At 72.5% G+C, this 15903-nt stretch carries 12 protein-coding genes and 1 pseudogene; 6 read left to right on the top strand and 7 right to left on the bottom strand.

Features of this window, described 5'->3' with window-relative positions:
• Both FNX44_RS13500 and FNX44_RS13495 read right to left on the bottom strand, forming a co-directional pair.
• Positions 1 to 507: pseudogene (locus FNX44_RS13500) on the bottom strand (hypothetical protein); the annotation flags it as partial.
• The gene (locus tag FNX44_RS13495) at positions 504 to 1487 is read right to left on the bottom strand and encodes an aldo/keto reductase (RefSeq protein ID WP_143648366.1); all 984 of its coding nucleotides are present in this window, start codon (positions 1485 to 1487) and stop codon (positions 504 to 506) included. The pseudogene FNX44_RS13500 and the gene FNX44_RS13495, both read right to left, overlap by 4 nt.
• A 76-nt stretch (positions 1488 to 1563) precedes the next feature.
• Here FNX44_RS13495 and FNX44_RS13490 point away from each other — a divergent pair, with 76 nt between their 5' ends.
• The 5 genes from FNX44_RS13490 to mshC all read left to right on the top strand — a co-directional run bounded on the left by FNX44_RS13490 (position 1564) and on the right by mshC (position 6510).
• On the top strand, positions 1564 to 2613 hold the full coding sequence (locus FNX44_RS13490; RefSeq protein ID WP_143648364.1) for an LLM class F420-dependent oxidoreductase: 1050 nt from the start codon (positions 1564 to 1566) through the stop codon (positions 2611 to 2613).
• Between the two features lie 192 nt (positions 2614 to 2805).
• Positions 2806 to 3540, top strand: coding sequence for a histidine phosphatase family protein (locus FNX44_RS13485; RefSeq protein ID WP_143648363.1), 735 nt, complete (start codon positions 2806 to 2808; stop codon positions 3538 to 3540).
• Between the two features lie 102 nt (positions 3541 to 3642).
• Positions 3643 to 4236, top strand: coding sequence for a DUF3090 domain-containing protein (locus FNX44_RS13480; protein WP_143648361.1), 594 nt, complete (start codon positions 3643 to 3645; stop codon positions 4234 to 4236).
• The gene (locus FNX44_RS13475; RefSeq protein WP_143648359.1) at positions 4197 to 5141 is read left to right on the top strand and encodes an SCO1664 family protein; all 945 of its coding nucleotides are present in this window, start codon (positions 4197 to 4199) and stop codon (positions 5139 to 5141) included. The genes FNX44_RS13480 and FNX44_RS13475 overlap by 40 nt, the downstream gene beginning before the upstream one ends.
• Positions 5142 to 5280: 139 nt before the next feature.
• Positions 5281 to 6510 (top strand): cysteine--1-D-myo-inosityl 2-amino-2-deoxy-alpha-D-glucopyranoside ligase, encoded by a 1230-nt coding sequence (gene mshC / locus FNX44_RS13470; protein ID WP_143648357.1) that lies wholly within the window; start codon positions 5281 to 5283, stop codon positions 6508 to 6510.
• Between the two features lie 90 nt (positions 6511 to 6600).
• Here the strand turns inward: mshC and FNX44_RS13465 are convergent, their stop codons facing one another.
• The 5 genes from FNX44_RS13465 to FNX44_RS13445 form a co-directional block, all read right to left on the bottom strand.
• Positions 6601 to 7626: a PAC2 family protein gene (locus FNX44_RS13465; protein WP_143648355.1), complete on the bottom strand. Its 1026-nt coding sequence runs from the start codon at positions 7624 to 7626 to the stop codon at positions 6601 to 6603.
• A gap of 274 nt (positions 7627 to 7900) precedes the next feature.
• A complete protein-coding gene (locus FNX44_RS13460; protein WP_143648354.1) occupies positions 7901 to 9502 on the bottom strand; it encodes a glycerol-3-phosphate dehydrogenase/oxidase in 1602 nt (533 codons plus the stop codon).
• A 5-nt stretch (positions 9503 to 9507) separates the two neighbouring features.
• Positions 9508 to 11046, bottom strand: a complete 1539-nt coding sequence (gene glpK / locus FNX44_RS13455; protein WP_143648351.1) for a glycerol kinase GlpK — start codon at positions 11044 to 11046, stop codon at positions 9508 to 9510.
• Positions 11047 to 11112: 66 nt separating this feature from the next.
• The gene (locus FNX44_RS13450; RefSeq protein WP_143648350.1) at positions 11113 to 11949 is read right to left on the bottom strand and encodes an MIP/aquaporin family protein; all 837 of its coding nucleotides are present in this window, start codon (positions 11947 to 11949) and stop codon (positions 11113 to 11115) included.
• A gap of 163 nt (positions 11950 to 12112) precedes the next feature.
• A complete protein-coding gene (locus FNX44_RS13445) occupies positions 12113 to 12877 on the bottom strand; it encodes an IclR family transcriptional regulator (RefSeq protein WP_143648348.1) in 765 nt (254 codons plus the stop codon).
• 254 nt (positions 12878 to 13131) lie between these two features.
• On the opposite strand from FNX44_RS13445, the gene metH reads away from it, so the two are divergent.
• On the top strand, positions 13132 to 15903 hold a 2772-nt coding region (metH, locus tag FNX44_RS13440), incomplete at its 3' end, for a methionine synthase (RefSeq protein WP_143648346.1).

Here is a 15903-nt window from a genome sequence, read left to right as displayed (position 1 = left end):
GGTCGGGCGCGCGGGGCGGCGGGCCGCCGGCGCCGGCTGGCTGTAGAACTCGGCCGCCGAGCGCTCTCCGCTCTCCACGGCCCGGACGGCGGCCAGGAGTTCGGCCGCGGGGCCGGCCAGCTTTCCCCCGGCCTCCGGCACCGGGCGCGCGCCGCGCCCGCGCGCCTCGCCGCCCTCGGCCGGATCGTCGCTGTCGTCCGCCGCGTCGGCGGCCCTGCCGTCGCCGTCGCCGGTCGTCTTTTCGCCGTCGCCCGACGGGGCATCGGCGTCGTCCGCCGGGTCGGCGCCGTCGTCCACCGGGTTGTCGGAGGCGTCCACCAGATCGTGCGCGTCGGTCGGGCGCCGTTCGGAGGGCGCACCTTCCTGCCCCCCGCGCACCGGCCCGCTCGCGTCACTCTCCGCGCGCGTCGCGCTTCCGCTCTCCGCGCGCGTCGCGCTTCCGTCGTCCGCGCCCTCCGCGCGGTTCGCGCGGTCGGTGGCGTCGGTCGGCGGCGGTGGGGTGGTCACAGCGTGCTCCAGTCCTGATCGGGATAGCGGTGCACCGGGGCGGAGACCTCGTCGAGGGCCCGGGTGATCTCGTCAGGAAGGGTAAGGGCTTCCGCTGACAACGCCTGGCCGAGCTGCTGGGCGTTGCGCGCGCCGACCAGCGGCGCGGCCACGCCGGGCCGGTCGCGGACCCAGGCGAGGGCGACCTGGAGCGGGCTGACGGCGAGTCCGTCGGCGGCGGTGGTCACGGCGTCGACGATGCGGTCGGCCGTGTTGTCGAGGTAGGGGGAGACAAAGGCGGCCATGCGTTCTCCGGCGCCGCGCGAGCCGGCCGGCGCCGAGCCGTCGCGGTACTTGCCGGTGAGCACGCCGCGGCCGAGCGGGGAGGAGGGCAGCAGTCCGACGCCCAGGTCGCGGGCACCGGGCAACACCTCCCGTTCCACGCCGCGTTGCAGCAGGGAGTACTCCAGTTGGGCGCCGGCCAGCCGGGCGCGGCCTGGGGCGGCGAGCTGCCAGGTGGCGGCCTTGGCGAGCTGCCATCCGCTGAAGCCGCAGACGCCGACGTATCGGGCGCGACCGCTGGAGACGGCGATGTCCAGGGCGTGCAGGGTCTCTTCGAGCGGGGTGAGCGGGTCGAAGGCGTGGACCTGCCAGAGGTCCACGTGGTCGGTGCCCAGTCGGCGCAGTGAGGCGTCCAGGGCGGTGAGCAGATGGCCGCGGGAGGCGTCGACCGCGCGGTGCGGGTCGGCGACACAGCCCGATTTGGTCGCGATGACCAGGTCCTCGCGGGGCACGATGGTCTCCAGCAGCCGGCCAAGCAGGTGTTCGGCGGTGCCGTCGGCGTACACGTCGGCGGTGTCGACGAGCGTGCCGCCCGCTTCCCAGAAGGCCTTGAGCACGGCCGCGGCCTCCTGGTCGCTGGTCTCGCGGCCCCAGCTGAGGGTGCCCAGTCCCAGCCGGGAGACACGCAGGCCGGTGTGGCCCAACTGTCTTGGCTCCATGGGCGTTGAGGGTAGTTCGGGCGGCCGCTAGAGTCCGCAGGGACAACGACGTTACCGGCCGGTAAGGGAGAGTGTGATGCGACTCGGGATCAACCTCGGCTACTGGGGTGCCGGCATGGACCAGGACAACCTGGCCGTCGCCCAGGAGGCGGAACGGCTCGGGTACGAGGTGTGCTGGGCCGCCGAGGCCTACGGCTCGGACGCGCCCACCGTGTTGGCCTGGGTCGCCGCCCAGACGAGCACGATCGACGTGGGTTCGGCCATCTTCCAGATCCCGGCCAGGACGCCGGCGATGACGGCGATGACCGCCGCGACGCTGGACACCCTCTCCGGCGGCCGCTTCCGGCTGGGGCTCGGGGTCTCCGGACCGCAGGTCTCCGAGGGCTGGTACGGGGTCCGTTTCGACCGGCCGCTGAGCCGCACCCGCGAGTACGTCGAGATCGTCCGGAAGGCGATGAGCCGGGAACGGCTGACGCACCAGGGCGAGCACTGGACGCTGCCGCTGCCGGACGGCCCGGGCAAGCCGATCAAGCTGACCGTTCACCCGGTGCGGGAGCGGGTCCCGCTCTACATCGCCGCGATCGGCCCGAAGAACCTGGAGCAGACCGGTGAGATCGCCGACGGCGCGCTGCTGATCTTCTTCGCGCCCGAGCACGCCGAGGAGACCACGCTGTCGGCGCTGCGCGCCGGGCGGCGGAAGGCGGGCCTGACGATGGAGGGCTTCGACGTCTGCCCGACGGTGCCGCTCGCCGTCGGCGAGGACGTGAGCGCGCTGGCCGACACCTTCCGTCCCTACACCGCGCTGTACGTCGGCGGCATGGGCAGCCGGAAGCAGAACTTCTACAACCGTCTCGCCCAGCGCATGGGCTACGAGAAGGAGGCCGCCGAGATCCAGGACCGGTACCTGTCCGGCGACAAGCAGGGCGCCGCGGCCGCCGTCCCGGAGCGGCTGATCGACTCCACCACGCTGCTCGGCCCGGTCGAGCGGATCGCGGAGCGGATGAGTGCCTACGCCGAGGCCGGGGTGACGACGCTGTCCCTGGCGCCCGCCGGGTTCACCCTGGAGGAGCGGCTGGTGTCGCTGCGGGCCGGAGTTGAGGCGCTGGAGCGCAGCGGCGCCGCCTGAGCGCAGCGGCCCAGCGTGACGTTGTGGCCGAGCGTGACGTTTCTGCGGCCGTGGTGGGGGCTCGGGGTCTCCCCGCCACGGCCGTCACCGGGCACAACGCCCGTCGGCCCGCCCGGGTTACGGCCCGAAGGCCCCGGGATCGTTCCGGCGGGATCGTTCCGGCCCCACCTGGCAGGCCCTACGCTGGCAGACATGCCCACACTGCTCGTCGTCCGGCACGGCCGGTCCACCGCCAACACCTCCGGCGTGCTCGCGGGCCGCGCCCCCGGGGTGGAGTTGGACGCGCACGGTACCGCCCAGGCCGAGGCGCTGCCCGACCGGCTGGCCGGGCTGCCGATCGCGGCGGCGGTGCGCAGCCCGGTACTGCGCTGCCGGCGCACGCTGCAACCGCTGCTGGCCCGCCGACCCGAACTGACCGACACCGTCGACGAGCGCATCAGCGAGTGCGACTACGGCGACTGGACGGGCCGCAAGCTCAGCGAACTGGTGGACGAGCCGCTGATGGCGACGGTGCAGCAGCATCCGACCGCGGCGGCGTTCCCCGGCGGGGAGTCGATGCGCGAGATGCAGCGCCGCGCGGTGGCCGCCGTGTACGACTGGAACGAGCGGATCGCCCGGGAGCACGGTCCGGACGCCGTCTACCTGATGTGCACACACGGGGACATCGTGAAGGCGATCGTCGCCGACGCGCTCGGGCTGCACCTCGACCTCTTCCAGCGGATCACCGCCGAACCCGGGTCGGTCACCGCGATCCGCTACACCCCGCTGCGCCCCTTCCTGCTGCGGCTCGGCGAGACCGGTGACCTGTCCACCCTCTCCGCTCCCGCCGCCGGCGCCCCGAACGGCGGCACCGCGCTCAACGGCGGCACGGTTCCGGCCGGTGGAGCGGACGGTTCCGGCCAGGCCGTGGTGGGCGGCGGCGCCTGAACCGCCCGGTGGCGGCGGTGGGAACCGCCGACGGGTCGCCACGCTGATCGTCTCGGGCAGTAGGGTGCCAGTAACCCCTAAGCCCAACCGTTGGAGCAGGACGTGTCCCGTCAGGTCTTCCTTTACGACCCCCCGGACCGGTTCGTCGCCGGCACGGTCGGACTGCCCGGGCGGCGCACCTTCTACCTCCAGGCGTCCGCCGGCGGTCGCACCACCAGCGTGGCGCTGGAGAAGGCGCAGGTCGAGGCGCTGGCCGAGCGGATCGACGAGCTGCTGGACGAGGTGGTGCGCCGCAGCGGGGGCAACGCTCCCGTCCCGGCCGTCGCGCCGTCCGAACTCGCCGACACCGCGCCGCTGGAGACCCCGGTCGAGGAGGAGTTCCGGGTCGGCACCATGGCGCTGGCCTGGGACGGCGAGAGCGAGCGCATGGTCATCGAGGCGCAGGCCCTGGTCGAGCTGGAGGCCGACTCCGAGGAGGACCTGGCCGCCGCGGAGGAGCGTTTGCTCCAGGACGACGAGAACGGCCCGCCGATGCTGCGGGTGCGCGTCACGGGACAGATGGCCAGGGCCTTCGCCAAGCGGGCCATCGAGGTCGTCAACGCGGGCCGGCCGCCGTGCCCGCTGTGCAGCCTGCCGCTTGATCCGGAGGGACACGTATGCCCGCGTCAGAACGGCTACCGCCGAGGCGTGAGCTGAACACCGCGCGGCTGCTCGCCGAGGGCGAACTGACGGTCCTGGGCCGCATCCCGGACGCCTCGAACGCGGTGCTGTACGCCTCGGTCGGCGCCGAGGGGCGCCGGATCGGCTGCGTGTACAAGCCGGTCGCCGGGGAGCGGCCGCTGTGGGACTTCCCCGACGGCACGCTGGCCCGCCGGGAGGCGGCGGCCTACGAGGTCTGCCGCGCGCTCGGCTGGGATCTGGTGCCGCCGACCGTGCTGCGGGACGGGCCGCTCGGCCCGGGCATGTGCCAGGAGTGGGTGGGTGCCGACCCGCTGGAGGACCCTGACGAGGGCCCCGGCACGACGTCCCCGACCGAGCCGCCCGGGGAACCCGGTGCCGCCGAGGGCGGGGCGGACGGCCCCGAGGTGCTGGTCAGCCTCAGCCCCACCGGCCTGGTGGCGCTGTTGGAGACGGGCGACCCCGGGCCGGGCTGGAAGGCGGTGGGGCACGCCTCGGTGCCGGACGAGTCGGGCGGGGAGCGCCCGGCGCTGCTGGCCCACGCCGACGACGACCGGCTGCGGCGCACGGCCGTACTGGACGCCGTCGTCAACAACGCGGACCGCAAGGGCGGCCACCTGCTTGCGCTGCCGGACGGCGCGCTGCGCGTCATCGACCACGGGGTGACGTTCCACACCGACGACAAGCTGCGCACCCTGCTGTGGGGCTGGGCGGGGGAGCCGCTGCCCGAGGAGGCGACGCGGGCGCTGCGGCGGCTGACGGCCGGGCTGGCCGAGGGAAGCCCGCTGGCGACGCGGCTGGCGGCGCTGCTCTCCGCCGCCGAACTGGACGCCCTGCGCAAGCGCGCCGGCGCCCTGCTGGCCGCCGGCCGGCACCCGCTGCCCGGCGGCGACTGGCCGGCCATCCCCTGGCCCCCGGTCTGACGGCGGGCCCGGCCCGACTGCCGGCGTAGGCGCGGGGCTGACCTCAAGCACAACGCGCCGACTGGAGCAAGAGGGCTGTTCGAGCCATAGCGTGGCTCGGTGTCGTTGTACGAACCGTCGTGCGGTTACGCTCGTGACCATGCATGCCTGGCCCGCTTCCGAGGTCCCCGCCCTGCCCGGCAAGGGCCGCGACCTCCGGATCCACGACTCCGCGACCGGTGGACGGGTGACCTCCGCCCCCGGTCCCGTCGCCCGCATCTACGTCTGCGGCATCACCCCGTACGACGCCACCCATCTGGGGCACGCGGCGACCTACAACGCCTTCGACCTCGTCCAGCGGGTCTGGCTGGACACCAAGCGGCAGGTGCACTACGTACAGAACGTCACGGACGTCGACGATCCGCTGCTGGAACGGGCGCAGGAGACCGGCGTGCCGTGGGAGGCGCTGGCCGAGCGTGAGACGGCCCTGTTCCGGGAGGACATGACGGCGCTGCGGATGCTGCCGCCGCAGCACTACGTCGGCGCCGTCGAGGCGATACCGGCGATCGTGCCGCTCGTCGAGCGACTGCGGGACGCCGGCGCCGCCTACGAGTTGGGCGGCGACGTCTACTTCTCGGTGGACGCCGACCCGCACTTCGGCGAGGTCTCCCGCCTCGACGCCGAGGTGATGCGGCGGCTTTCCGCCGAACGCGGCGGCGACCCGGACCGCGCGGGCAAGAAGAACCCGCTCGACCCCCTGCTCTGGCAGGCCGCCAGGGACGGCGAACCGCACTGGGACGGCGCCTCGCTCGGCCCCGGCCGCCCCGGCTGGCACATCGAGTGCGTGGCGATCGCGCTCGACCACCTGGGCATGGGCTTCGACGTCCAGGGCGGCGGCAGCGATCTCGCCTTCCCGCACCACGAGATGGGCGCCTCGCACGCCCAGGCGCTGACCGGCGAGTACCCGTTCGCGAAGGCCTACGTGCACGCGGGCATGGTCGCGCTGCACGGCGAGAAGATGTCCAAGTCCAGGGGCAACCTGGTGTTCGTCTCGGCCCTGCGCCGGGACGGCGTCGACCCGGCGGCGATCCGCCTCACCCTGCTCTCCCACCACTACCGCGCCGACTGGGAGTACACCGACGCGGTCCTCGACGAGGCCACCGCGCGGCTGACCCGCTGGCGTGCGGCGGTCTCCCGGCCCGACGGGCCGCCCGCCGAGGAGCTGCTGGCCGAGGTCCGCGAGGCGCTGGCCGACGACCTGGACACGCCCACCGCGCTGGCCGCGGTCGACCGCTGGGCCGAGCGCCAGCACGCCGAGGGCGGTTCGGACGAAGGCGCGCCCGGGCTTGTGTCGCGTACCGTCGACGCGCTGCTGGGGGTGGCGCTGTGACGGCGGGCGCGCGGCGCCTGTAGGCGAACGCGCGGGCGGTGTCGGAAACAAGAAACGTTTCCGACACCGCCCGTCGGCGTGTCGAGGGAGTCAGCCGCTGTCGGGGCCGGCCTCCGCGTCGTGGTCGTCCTCCGGACCGTTGCCCGGTTCCGAGCCTGCTCCGGAGTCCTTGGCCTGCCCGCCACCGGGGCGGCGGGGCGGCCGGGCGCGCGGTCCCGGTTCCCGCAGATAGGGCCCGTTGTCCTGGCCGGCCGGCGGGCTGCCCGGTCCGCCCTGTCCGTCGCGGCGCCGCAGATAGCGTTCGAACTCGCGGGCGATGGCCTCGCCGGAGGCCTCCGGCAGCTCGGCGGTGTCCCTGGCCTCCTCCAGCGTCTGCACGTACTCGGCCACCTCGCTGTCCTCGGCGGCCAGTTGGTCGACGCCGACCTGCCAGGCCCGTGCGTCCTCGCTCAGCTCGCCGAGTGGGATACGCACCTCCAGCAGGTCCTCCAGCCGGTTGAGCAGGGCCAGCGCAGCCTTCGGGTTGGGCGGCTGCGACACGTAGTGCGGCACGGCGGCCCACAGGCTCACCGCCGGCACCCCGGCGTGCGTACAGGCCTCCTGGAGGATGCCGACGATGCCGGTGGGGCCCTCGTAGCGGGACTCCTCCAGGCCGAGCGAGGCGGCCAGGTCCGGGTCCGAGGTGACGCCGGTGACCGGCACCGGGCGGGTGTGCGGGGTGTCTCCGAGCAACGCGCCGAGGACGACGACGAGTTCGACGCCGAGCTCGTGGGCGAAGCCCAGCAGCTCGTTGCAGAAGGAGCGCCAGCGCATGCTGGGCTCGATGCCGCGTACCAGCACCAGGTCGCGCGGCTTGTCGCCGCCGGTGCGGACCACCGAGAGCCGCGTCGTGGGCCAGGTCACCCGGCGCACCTTGCCGTCGAGCCAGACCTGCGGCCGGTTGACCTGGAAGTCGTAGTAGTCCTCGGCGTCCAGCGCCGCGAACACCTCGCCCTTCCACTCCCGGTCCAGGTGCGCGACCGCGGCGGAGGCGGCGTCTCCGGCGTCGTTCCAGCCCTCGAAAGCGGCGATCATGACCGGGTCGACCAGCTCGGGAACCCCCTCCAGCTCGATCACCCAGCGCCTCCTTCCGGCCGGTCGGGCCATGTGCCCGCGCCGGCTCACCGATGTTCCGTGCCCGCCAAGCCTACGACCATCGGGGCCGCTGGTTCAGTCCACGGGCGACCCGCGCGGTCGAACGCCGTTCGACCGCGTCACCGGGTGGCGGGACGGCCGCCGCCGGACAGCGCGACGAGCCGTACGGCGACCGCCCACCCGCCGGTGGGGATCGCCGTACGGCTCGCTCGCGCCACGGGCGCCGACGTCGGGTGCGGCCGACGCCGGCACCCGGTCAGGAGGCGCGGTCGCCCAGCAGCTCGGTCACCCGAGCCCGCACCTCCGGCGTGTCCAGGCCGCGGACCGTCAGGGTGGTCCGGCGGCGCAGCACGTCGTCCGCGGTGTACGCCCACTCGTGGTCGCGGGCGTAGACGACCTGGGCCCAGATCTCCGGGCCGTCGGGGTGGACCCGCTCGCCGAGCGCCGGGTCCTCGGCGACCAGGCGCGCGATCTCGAAGGACAGCGAGCCGTAGTGCGTCGCCAGGTGGCGCGCCGTGCGCGGGTCGAGCCGGGCACCCGGCTCGCGGTCCACCAGCAGCCGGTGGGCGACCGCCGACGGGTTCGCCACACCGGGCAGCGGCAGCCGGCGCGGCAGCAGCGAGACGGGCTGCATGTCGTCGCTCAGCGGAGCGCCCGGCAGGGTCGCCAGCCGCTTCAGGACCGTCCGTCCGATGTGCCGGTACGTCGTCCACTTGCCGCCGGCGACCGACAGCATGCCGCCCCGGCCCTCGCTGACGACCGTCTCCCGCTTCGCGGACTCCACGCCCCCCGGACCGCCGGGCAGCACCCGGAGTCCGGCGAATGCGTAGGTGATCAGGTCCCTGGAGAGGTGGTCGTCGCTGATGGAGAACGCCGCCTCGTCCAGGATCTGGTCGATGTCGGCCTCGGTGGCGCGCACGTCGGCCGGGTCGCCCTCGTACACCTCGTCCGTGGTGCCCAGCATCAGCTGGTCCTCCCACGGCAGGGCGAACGTGATGCGGTACTTGTCCACCGGGGTGGCCATCGCCGCCCGCCAGGGCGCCTTGCGGCGCAGCACCACGTGGGCGCCCTTGGAGAGGCGGATGCTGGGCGCCGCGCCGGCGTGCTCCATCCGGCGCAGGTGGTCCACCCAGGGACCGGTGGCGTTGAGGACCAGCCGGGCGTTCACACCGAACTCGGTGCCGTCCAGCCGGTCCTTCAACTCCGCGCCGCTCACCCGGCCCCGGTTGAAGCGCAGTCCGGTCACCTCGGCGTGGTTGAGGACAACCGCGCCGGCCTCCACCGCCGCGCGGACGGTCATGACCGCCATCCGCGCGTCGTTCATCTGGTGGTCGCCGTAGACGGCGACGGCCTTGAGGTTCTCGGTGCGCAGACCCGGGTTGTCGGCGGCGGCCTTCGCGGGCGATATGACCCGGCCGACGCCGTCCCCGAAGGCGGACAGCGCCGAGTAGGCGAAGACGCCTGCTCCGAGCTTGGCCGCGCCGTGCGGGCCGCCCTTGTAGACGGGCAGGTAGAAGGTGAGCGGGTTGACCAGGTGAGGTGCCACGTCCCTGGCCAGTACCCGCCGCTCGTGGTGGTTCTCCGCGACCAGCTTGACCGCGCCGGTCTGGAGGTACCGCAGACCACCGTGGACGAGCTTGGAGGAGGCGGAGGAGGTGGCGCCGGCGAAGTCGCCGGCGTCCACCATCGCCACCCGCAGGCCCGACTGCGCGGCGTGCCAGGCGACCGAGGTGCCCAGGATGCCGCCGCCGACGACCAGGAGGTCGAAGGTCGCCCCGGCGAGGACCTCTCTGGTCTCGGCGCGGCCGAGGTCCGCGCCGGCGGTCGGATGCGCCCCGAGGGCGGGCAGGGTGTTCATGCTGATCAGTTCTCCTCTTCGATCCAGCCCATGGTCCGCTCGACGGCCTTGAGCCAGTTCTTGTACTCGCGGTCGCGTACGGCCGCATCCATACGGGGGGTCCATTCGGCCGCGCGACGCCAGTTGGCGCGCAGCGCGTCGGTGTCGGGCCAGAAGCCGACGGCGAGGCCGGCGGCGTAGGCGGCGCCCAGGCAGGTGGTCTCGGAGACCATCGGACGGACCACCGGGGTGTCCAGGACGTCCGAGATGTTCTGCATGAGCAGGTTGTTCGAGGTCATGCCGCCGTCGACCTTGAGGGCGGTGAGCTCGACACCGGAGTCCTTGGTCATCGCGTCGACGATCTCCCGGGTCTGCCAGGCGGTCGCCTCCAGCACGGCCCGGGCGAGGTGGGCCTTGGTGACGTAGCGGGTCAGGCCGGTGATCACACCGCGGGCGTCCGGCCGCCAGTACGGCGCGAACAGGCCGGAGAAGGCCGGCACGAAGTAGGTGCCGCCGTTGTCCTCCACCGAGCTCGCCAGCGTCTCGATCTCGGCCGCGGTGCTGATCAGGCCCATCTGGTCGCGCATCCACTGCACCAGCGAACCGGTGACGGCGATCGAGCCCTCCAGGGCGTAGACCGGGTCCTGGTCGCCGATGCGGTAGCCGACCGTGGTGAGCAGGCCGTTGTAGGAGTTGATCGGCTCGCTGCCGGTGTTCATCAGCAGGAAGGTGCCGGTGCCGTACGTGGACTTGCCCTCACCGGTGGCGAAGCAGGTCTGGCCGAACAGCGCGGCCTGCTGGTCGCCGAGCGCGGACGCCACCGGGATACCGGCCAGGGCGCCGGAGGCGGCGGTGCCGTAGACCTCGGCGGAGGACTTGATCTCCGGCAGCACCTCCATCGGGATGTCCATGGAGGCGCAGATGCGCTCGTCCCAGTCCAGCTCGTGCAGGTTCATGAGCATCGTGCGGGAGGCGTTGGTGACGTCGGTGACGTGCACACCGCCGTCGACGCCGCCGGTGAGGTTCCAGATGACCCAGGAGTCCATCGTGCCGAAGAGGATCTCGCCGCGTGCGGCGCGCTCGCGCAGCCCCTCGACGTTGTCCAGCAGCCAGCGGATCTTCGGGCCCGCGAAGTACGAGGCCAGCGGCAGGCCGGTCTCGCGGCGGAAGCGGTCCTGGCCGACGTTGCGGCCCAGCTCCTTGCAGAGGGCGTCGGTGCGGGTGTCCTGCCAGACCAGCGCGTTGTGGACGGGCTCACCGGTGTTCTTGTCCCACAGCACGGTCGTCTCGCGCTGGTTGGTGATGCCGATGGCCTTGACGTCGTCCGTGCTGATGCCGGCCTGGCGCACCGCGCCGTCGACGACCTCCTGGACGTTGTTCCAGATCTCGACCGCGTCGTGCTCGACCCAGCCGGGCTTGGGGAAGATCTGCTCGTGTTCCTTCTGGTCGACGCCGACGGTCCGGCCGTCCTTGTCGAAGATGATGCAGCGGCTGGAGGTCGTGCCCTGGTCGATGGCGGCGATGAACGCGCGCTGGGTGGAGTCGGTGCTCTGGTTCTCGGTCATGTCTTCGGCTCCGTTGCTGAAAGGTGGGTGGCTGACCGGCTTCGCCGGGCGTCGGGTCGGTGGCGCTCAGGCGAAGGCGAGCTGGTAGATCCCGCCGGCGATGACACCGCCCAGGAGCGGACCGACCACCGGGATCCACGCGTAGCCCCAGTCTGACCCGCCCTTGTTCGGCAGGGGCAGCAGCGCGTGCACGATTCGCGGTCCGAGATCGCGGGCAGGGTTGATGGCGTACCCGGTCGGACCGCCGAGGGAGAGGCCGAGGCCGACGACCACGAGGGCCACGATCAGGATGCCGGTGCCGGAGACGGCCAGGCCCTCGGTCAGTCCCAGGGCGAGGATCGCCAGGACGAGGACGGTGGTGGCGATGGTCTCGGTGAGGATGTTGCTCAGCGGGTTGCGGATCGCCGGGCCGGTGGAGAAGATCCCGAGCACCGGGCCCGGGTCCTCCACGCCGCGCGGGCCGGGGGCCTTGGGGCCGGCGTTGGCCGCGACCTCGTCGGAGCCGTCGGCGCCGACCGCCACCGCGACCTTCTCCTCGGCCGTCTCCTCGGCCGTCTCCGTGAGGTGTGCTCTGAAGTGGTCCTTGTAGCAGACCCACATCAGGAAGGCGCCGAGCATGGCGCCGATCAGCTGACCGGCGAAGTAGTAGGGGACCTTGTCCCAGGCGTTCTCCTTCATCGCGATACCCACCGTGACGGCGGGGTTGAGGTGCGCGCCGGAGAGGTTGCTGGAGATGTAGGCACCGGTCAGGACGGCGAAGCCCCAACCGAAGGTGATGGCGACCCAGCCGGCGTTGAACGCCTTCGAGTGCTTGAGCACCACGCCGGCCACCACTCCGCCGCCGAGCAGGATGAGGACGGCGGTGCCGATGACCTCGCCAAGAAATATGTCTGATGTGGACACCCGCGGCTCCTTACTTCACTGAGGTGGCGGACCGGTCCCGTCCGGTGTTCGACATTGTCGACCGCCGAACGGCAGTTTTCTCCTGTTGTCGAGTGGCGTCAAGAGGTCTGGAGGTCGCCTGTGCGCAACGTTCCCGAAACGCGACCTGGCACTCCGTGCCGCCTCAGAACCGGCGCGCCCCCAGGTCACGGGAGACCGACCGGGCGCAGTCGCGCACCGAGGCGACGAGGGCCGGGCGTATCTCGCCCGCGTCGCAGAGCCGTTCGACCGCGCCGGCGATGCCGACCGCGCCCACCGGCATCCGTCTGCGGTCGAAGATGGGCGCCGCCACCGAGGCCACGCCCTCCCAGGACTCCTCCACGTCGCACGCCCAGCCGCGCTCCCGGGTCAGCTCCAGGCCGGCCTCCAGCTCGGGCGGCTCGGTGGCGGTGCGAGTGGTGAACGCCTCGCGCGGCGCCTCCAGCAGCTCGCTGTGCGCCACCGGGTCCCAGGCCGCGAGCACCTTGCCCATGGCCGTGCTGTGCAGCGGCTGCATGGCGCCGATCTCCAGCACCTGGCGGCTGTCGTCGGGGCGGAAGACGTGGTGCACCACGAGCACGCCCTGCTGGTGCAGGACCCCGATGTAGACCGCCTCGCCGCTCGCCCTGGCCAGGTCGTCGGACCACACCAGCGCGCGGGCGCGCAGTTCGTGCACGTCCAGGTAGCTGTTGCCCAGGCGCAGCAGTTCGGCGCCCAGCTGGTAGCGGCCGGAGATCTCGTCCTGCTCGACGAAGCCCTCCTGCTGGAGGGTGCGCAGCAGTCCGTGTGCGGTGCCCTTGGCCAGTCCCAGTGCGGAGGCGATGTCGGACAGGCCGAGGCGTCGCTCGCCGCCTGCCAGCAGTCGGAGCACCGCCGCGGCGCGCTCGAGTGACTGGATGCTCCGGGCCATCGGACACCCTTCCTTCTCCCCGTGGGCCGCAGTTCCCGCGGTGCGGGAGCGGCGACGGATGTTGGTCGACAATGTCGAACGCTATCGGATCATGCCGATTACCGACAGCGGCAGTCGAGTCTACGACCGTCCCACTCCACGGAACGTCCACCGGTTCCCCACCGGTGGACCGATACCCTGAACGCGTGTCCGGGCCGCGCTCCGTCGCGATCCGGGCAAAGCCGACAGCCGTCGCATCTCCAGGGAGCAGTCTTATGTCCTCGCCGTCCTCGGCCCCCACCTCCGCGCAGGGATCCTCCGCGCAGGGATCCTCCGCGCAGGGAGCAGACCTCGCCCAGCGGGCAGCCGCACTCCGGGAGGCGCTGGCCTCCCGCGTCGTCGTCGCCGACGGCGCCATGGGCACGATGCTCCAGGACCAGAACCCCACCCTGGAGGACTTCGAGGGGCTGGAGGGCTGCAACGAGGTACTGAACGTCACGCGCCCCGACATCGTCCGCTCGGTCCACGAGGAGTACTTCGCCGTCGGCGTGGACTGCGTGGAGACCAACACCTTCGGCGCCAACCAGGCGGCGCTGGGCGAGTACGACATCGCGCACCGCATCACCGAACTCTCCGAGGCCGGCGCCCGGATCGCCCGCGAGACCGCTGACGAGTTCAGCGCCAGGGATGGCCGCGCGCGCTGGGTGCTCGGCTCGATCGGCCCCGGCACCAAGCTGCCGACCCTCGGACACGCCCCCTACGGCCTGCTGCGCGACGCCTACCAGCAGAACGCCGAGGGCCTGCTGGCCGGCGGCGCCGACGCCCTCCTGGTGGAGACCACCCAGGACCTGCTGCAGACCAAGGCGTCGGTGCTCGGCGCCCGCCGCGCGCTCACCGCGCTCGGCGTCGACGTGCCCGTCATCGTCTCGGTGACCGTCGAGACCACCGGCACCATGCTGCTCGGTTCGGAGATCGGCGCCGCGCTCACCGCGCTCGAACCGCTGGGCATCGACCTCATCGGGATGAACTGCGCCACCGGGCCCGCCGAGATGAGCGAGCACCTGCGCTACCTCTCCCGGCACTCCCGGGTGCCGCTGGCCTGCATGCCCAACGCCGGACTCCCCGTTTTGGGCAAGGACGGCGCGCACTACCCGCTGTCCGCGGCCGAACTGGCCGACGCCCAGGAGACGTTCGTCCGCGAGTTCGGCCTCTCGCTGGTCGGCGGCTGCTGCGGCACGACCCCCGAGCACCTGCGCCAACTCGTCGAGCGGGTACGGGACCTGACCCCCGCTCCGCGCGAACCGCGCCCCGAGCCGGGTGCCGCCTCGCTCTACCAGACCGTGCCCTTCCGCCAGGACACCTCCTACCTGGCCATCGGCGAGCGCACCAACGCCAACGGCAGCAAGAAGTTCCGCGAGGCCATGCTGGAAGGCCGCTGGGACGACTGCGTGGAGCTGGCCAGGGACCAGATCCGCGAGGGCGCGCACATGCTCGACCTGTGCGTGGACTACGTCGGCCGGGACGGCGTCGCGGACATGGCCGAACTCGCCGGCCGCTTCGCCACCGCCTCGACCCTGCCGATCGTGCTGGACTCCACCGAGCCCGAGGTGCTGCGCGCCGGACTGGAACGGCTCGGCGGTCGCGCCGTCATCAACTCCGTCAACTACGAGGACGGCGACGGCCCCGACTCCCGCTTCGCGCGGATCACCCGCCTCGCCGTCGAGCACGGCGCAGCGCTCATCGCCCTCACCATCGACGAGAACGGGCAGGCCCGCAGCGTCGAGGACAAGGTCGGCATCGCCGAACGGCTCATCGCGGACCTGACCGGCAACTGGGGGGTGCACGAGTCGGACATCCTGATCGACTGTCTGACCTTCACCATCTGCACCGGACAGGAGGAGTCCCGCAAGGACGGCATCCACACCATCGAGGCCATCCGGGAGCTCAAGCGCCGGCACCCGGACGTGCAGACCACGCTGGGCCTGTCGAACATCTCCTTCGGGCTCAACCCGGCCGCCCGGATGGTGCTCAACTCCGTCTTCCTCGACGAGTGCGTGAAGGCCGGTCTGGACTCGGCGATCGTGCACGCCAGCAAGATCCTGCCGATCTCCCGGCTGGAGGAGGAGCAGGTCCAGGTCGCGTTGGACCTCGTCTACGACCGGCGCCGGGAGGACTACGACCCGCTCCAGCGGCTGCTGGAGCTGTTCGAGGGCGTGGACGCCAAGTCGATGCGGGCCGGCAAGGCGGAGGAGCTGGCCGCGCTGCCGCTGGACGAACGCCTCCAGCGGCGCATCATCGACGGCGAGCGCAACGGCCTGGAGGCCGACCTCGACGAGGCGCTGACCGAGCGCCCCGCGCTGGACATCGTCAACGACACCCTGCTGGCCGGTATGAAGGTCGTCGGCGAGCTGTTCGGCTCGGGCAAGATGCAGCTGCCGTTCGTGCTCCAGTCGGCCGAGGTGATGAAGACCGCGGTGGCCTACCTGGAACCGCACATGGAGAAGAGCGACGACGAGGGCAAGGGCACGATCGTGCTGGCCACCGTCCGCGGCGACGTGCACGACATCGGCAAGAACCTCGTTGACATCATCCTGTCGAACAACGGCTACAACGTCGTCAACCTGGGCATCAAACAACCGGTGCAGGCGATCCTCGACGCCGCCCAGGAGCACCGGGCGGACGTCATCGGCATGTCGGGCCTGCTCGTGAAGTCCACCGTCATCATGAAGGAGAACCTGGAGGAGCTGAACGCCCGGGGCATGGCCGCCGACTACCCGGTGATTCTCGGCGGCGCCGCGCTCACCCGCGCCTACGTCGAGCAGGACCTGCACGAGGTCTACGAGGGCGAGGTGCGCTACGCCAGGGACGCCTTCGAGGGGCTGCGGCTGATGGACGCCCTCATCGCCGTCAAGCGCGGCGTGCCCGGCGCCGCGCTGCCCGAACTGCGGCAGCGCCGGGTCGCCAGGCGCGAGGTGGCGGTGAGCGAGCCGGAGCCGGTGGAGGACCAGACCCGGTCGGACGTCGCCGCCGACAACCCCGTGCCCACC

The sequence above is a fragment of the Streptomyces alkaliterrae genome (assembly GCF_007097205.2).
GTDB classification, from domain to species: domain Bacteria; phylum Actinomycetota; class Actinomycetes; order Streptomycetales; family Streptomycetaceae; genus Streptomyces; species Streptomyces alkaliterrae.
This window is presented reverse-complemented; position numbering and strand designations above follow the sequence as displayed.

Excerpts from the sequence above, each read along its gene's own strand:
- FNX44_RS13495 (WP_143648366.1), bottom strand. The coding sequence starts at position 1,487 with ATGGAGCCAAGACAGTTGGGCCACACCGGCCTGCGTGTCTCCCGGCTG.
- FNX44_RS13490 (WP_143648364.1), top strand. The coding sequence starts at position 1,564 with ATGCGACTCGGGATCAACCTCGGCTACTGGGGTGCCGGCATGGACCAG.
- FNX44_RS13485 (WP_143648363.1), top strand. The coding sequence starts at position 2,806 with ATGCCCACACTGCTCGTCGTCCGGCACGGCCGGTCCACCGCCAACACC.
- FNX44_RS13475 (WP_143648359.1), top strand. The coding sequence starts at position 4,197 with ATGCCCGCGTCAGAACGGCTACCGCCGAGGCGTGAGCTGAACACCGCG.
- mshC (WP_143648357.1), top strand. The coding sequence starts at position 5,281 with ATGCATGCCTGGCCCGCTTCCGAGGTCCCCGCCCTGCCCGGCAAGGGC.
- FNX44_RS13460 (WP_143648354.1), bottom strand. The coding sequence starts at position 9,502 with ATGAACACCCTGCCCGCCCTCGGGGCGCATCCGACCGCCGGCGCGGAC.
- glpK (WP_143648351.1), bottom strand. The coding sequence starts at position 11,046 with ATGACCGAGAACCAGAGCACCGACTCCACCCAGCGCGCGTTCATCGCC.
- FNX44_RS13445 (WP_143648348.1), bottom strand. The coding sequence starts at position 12,877 with ATGGCCCGGAGCATCCAGTCACTCGAGCGCGCCGCGGCGGTGCTCCGA.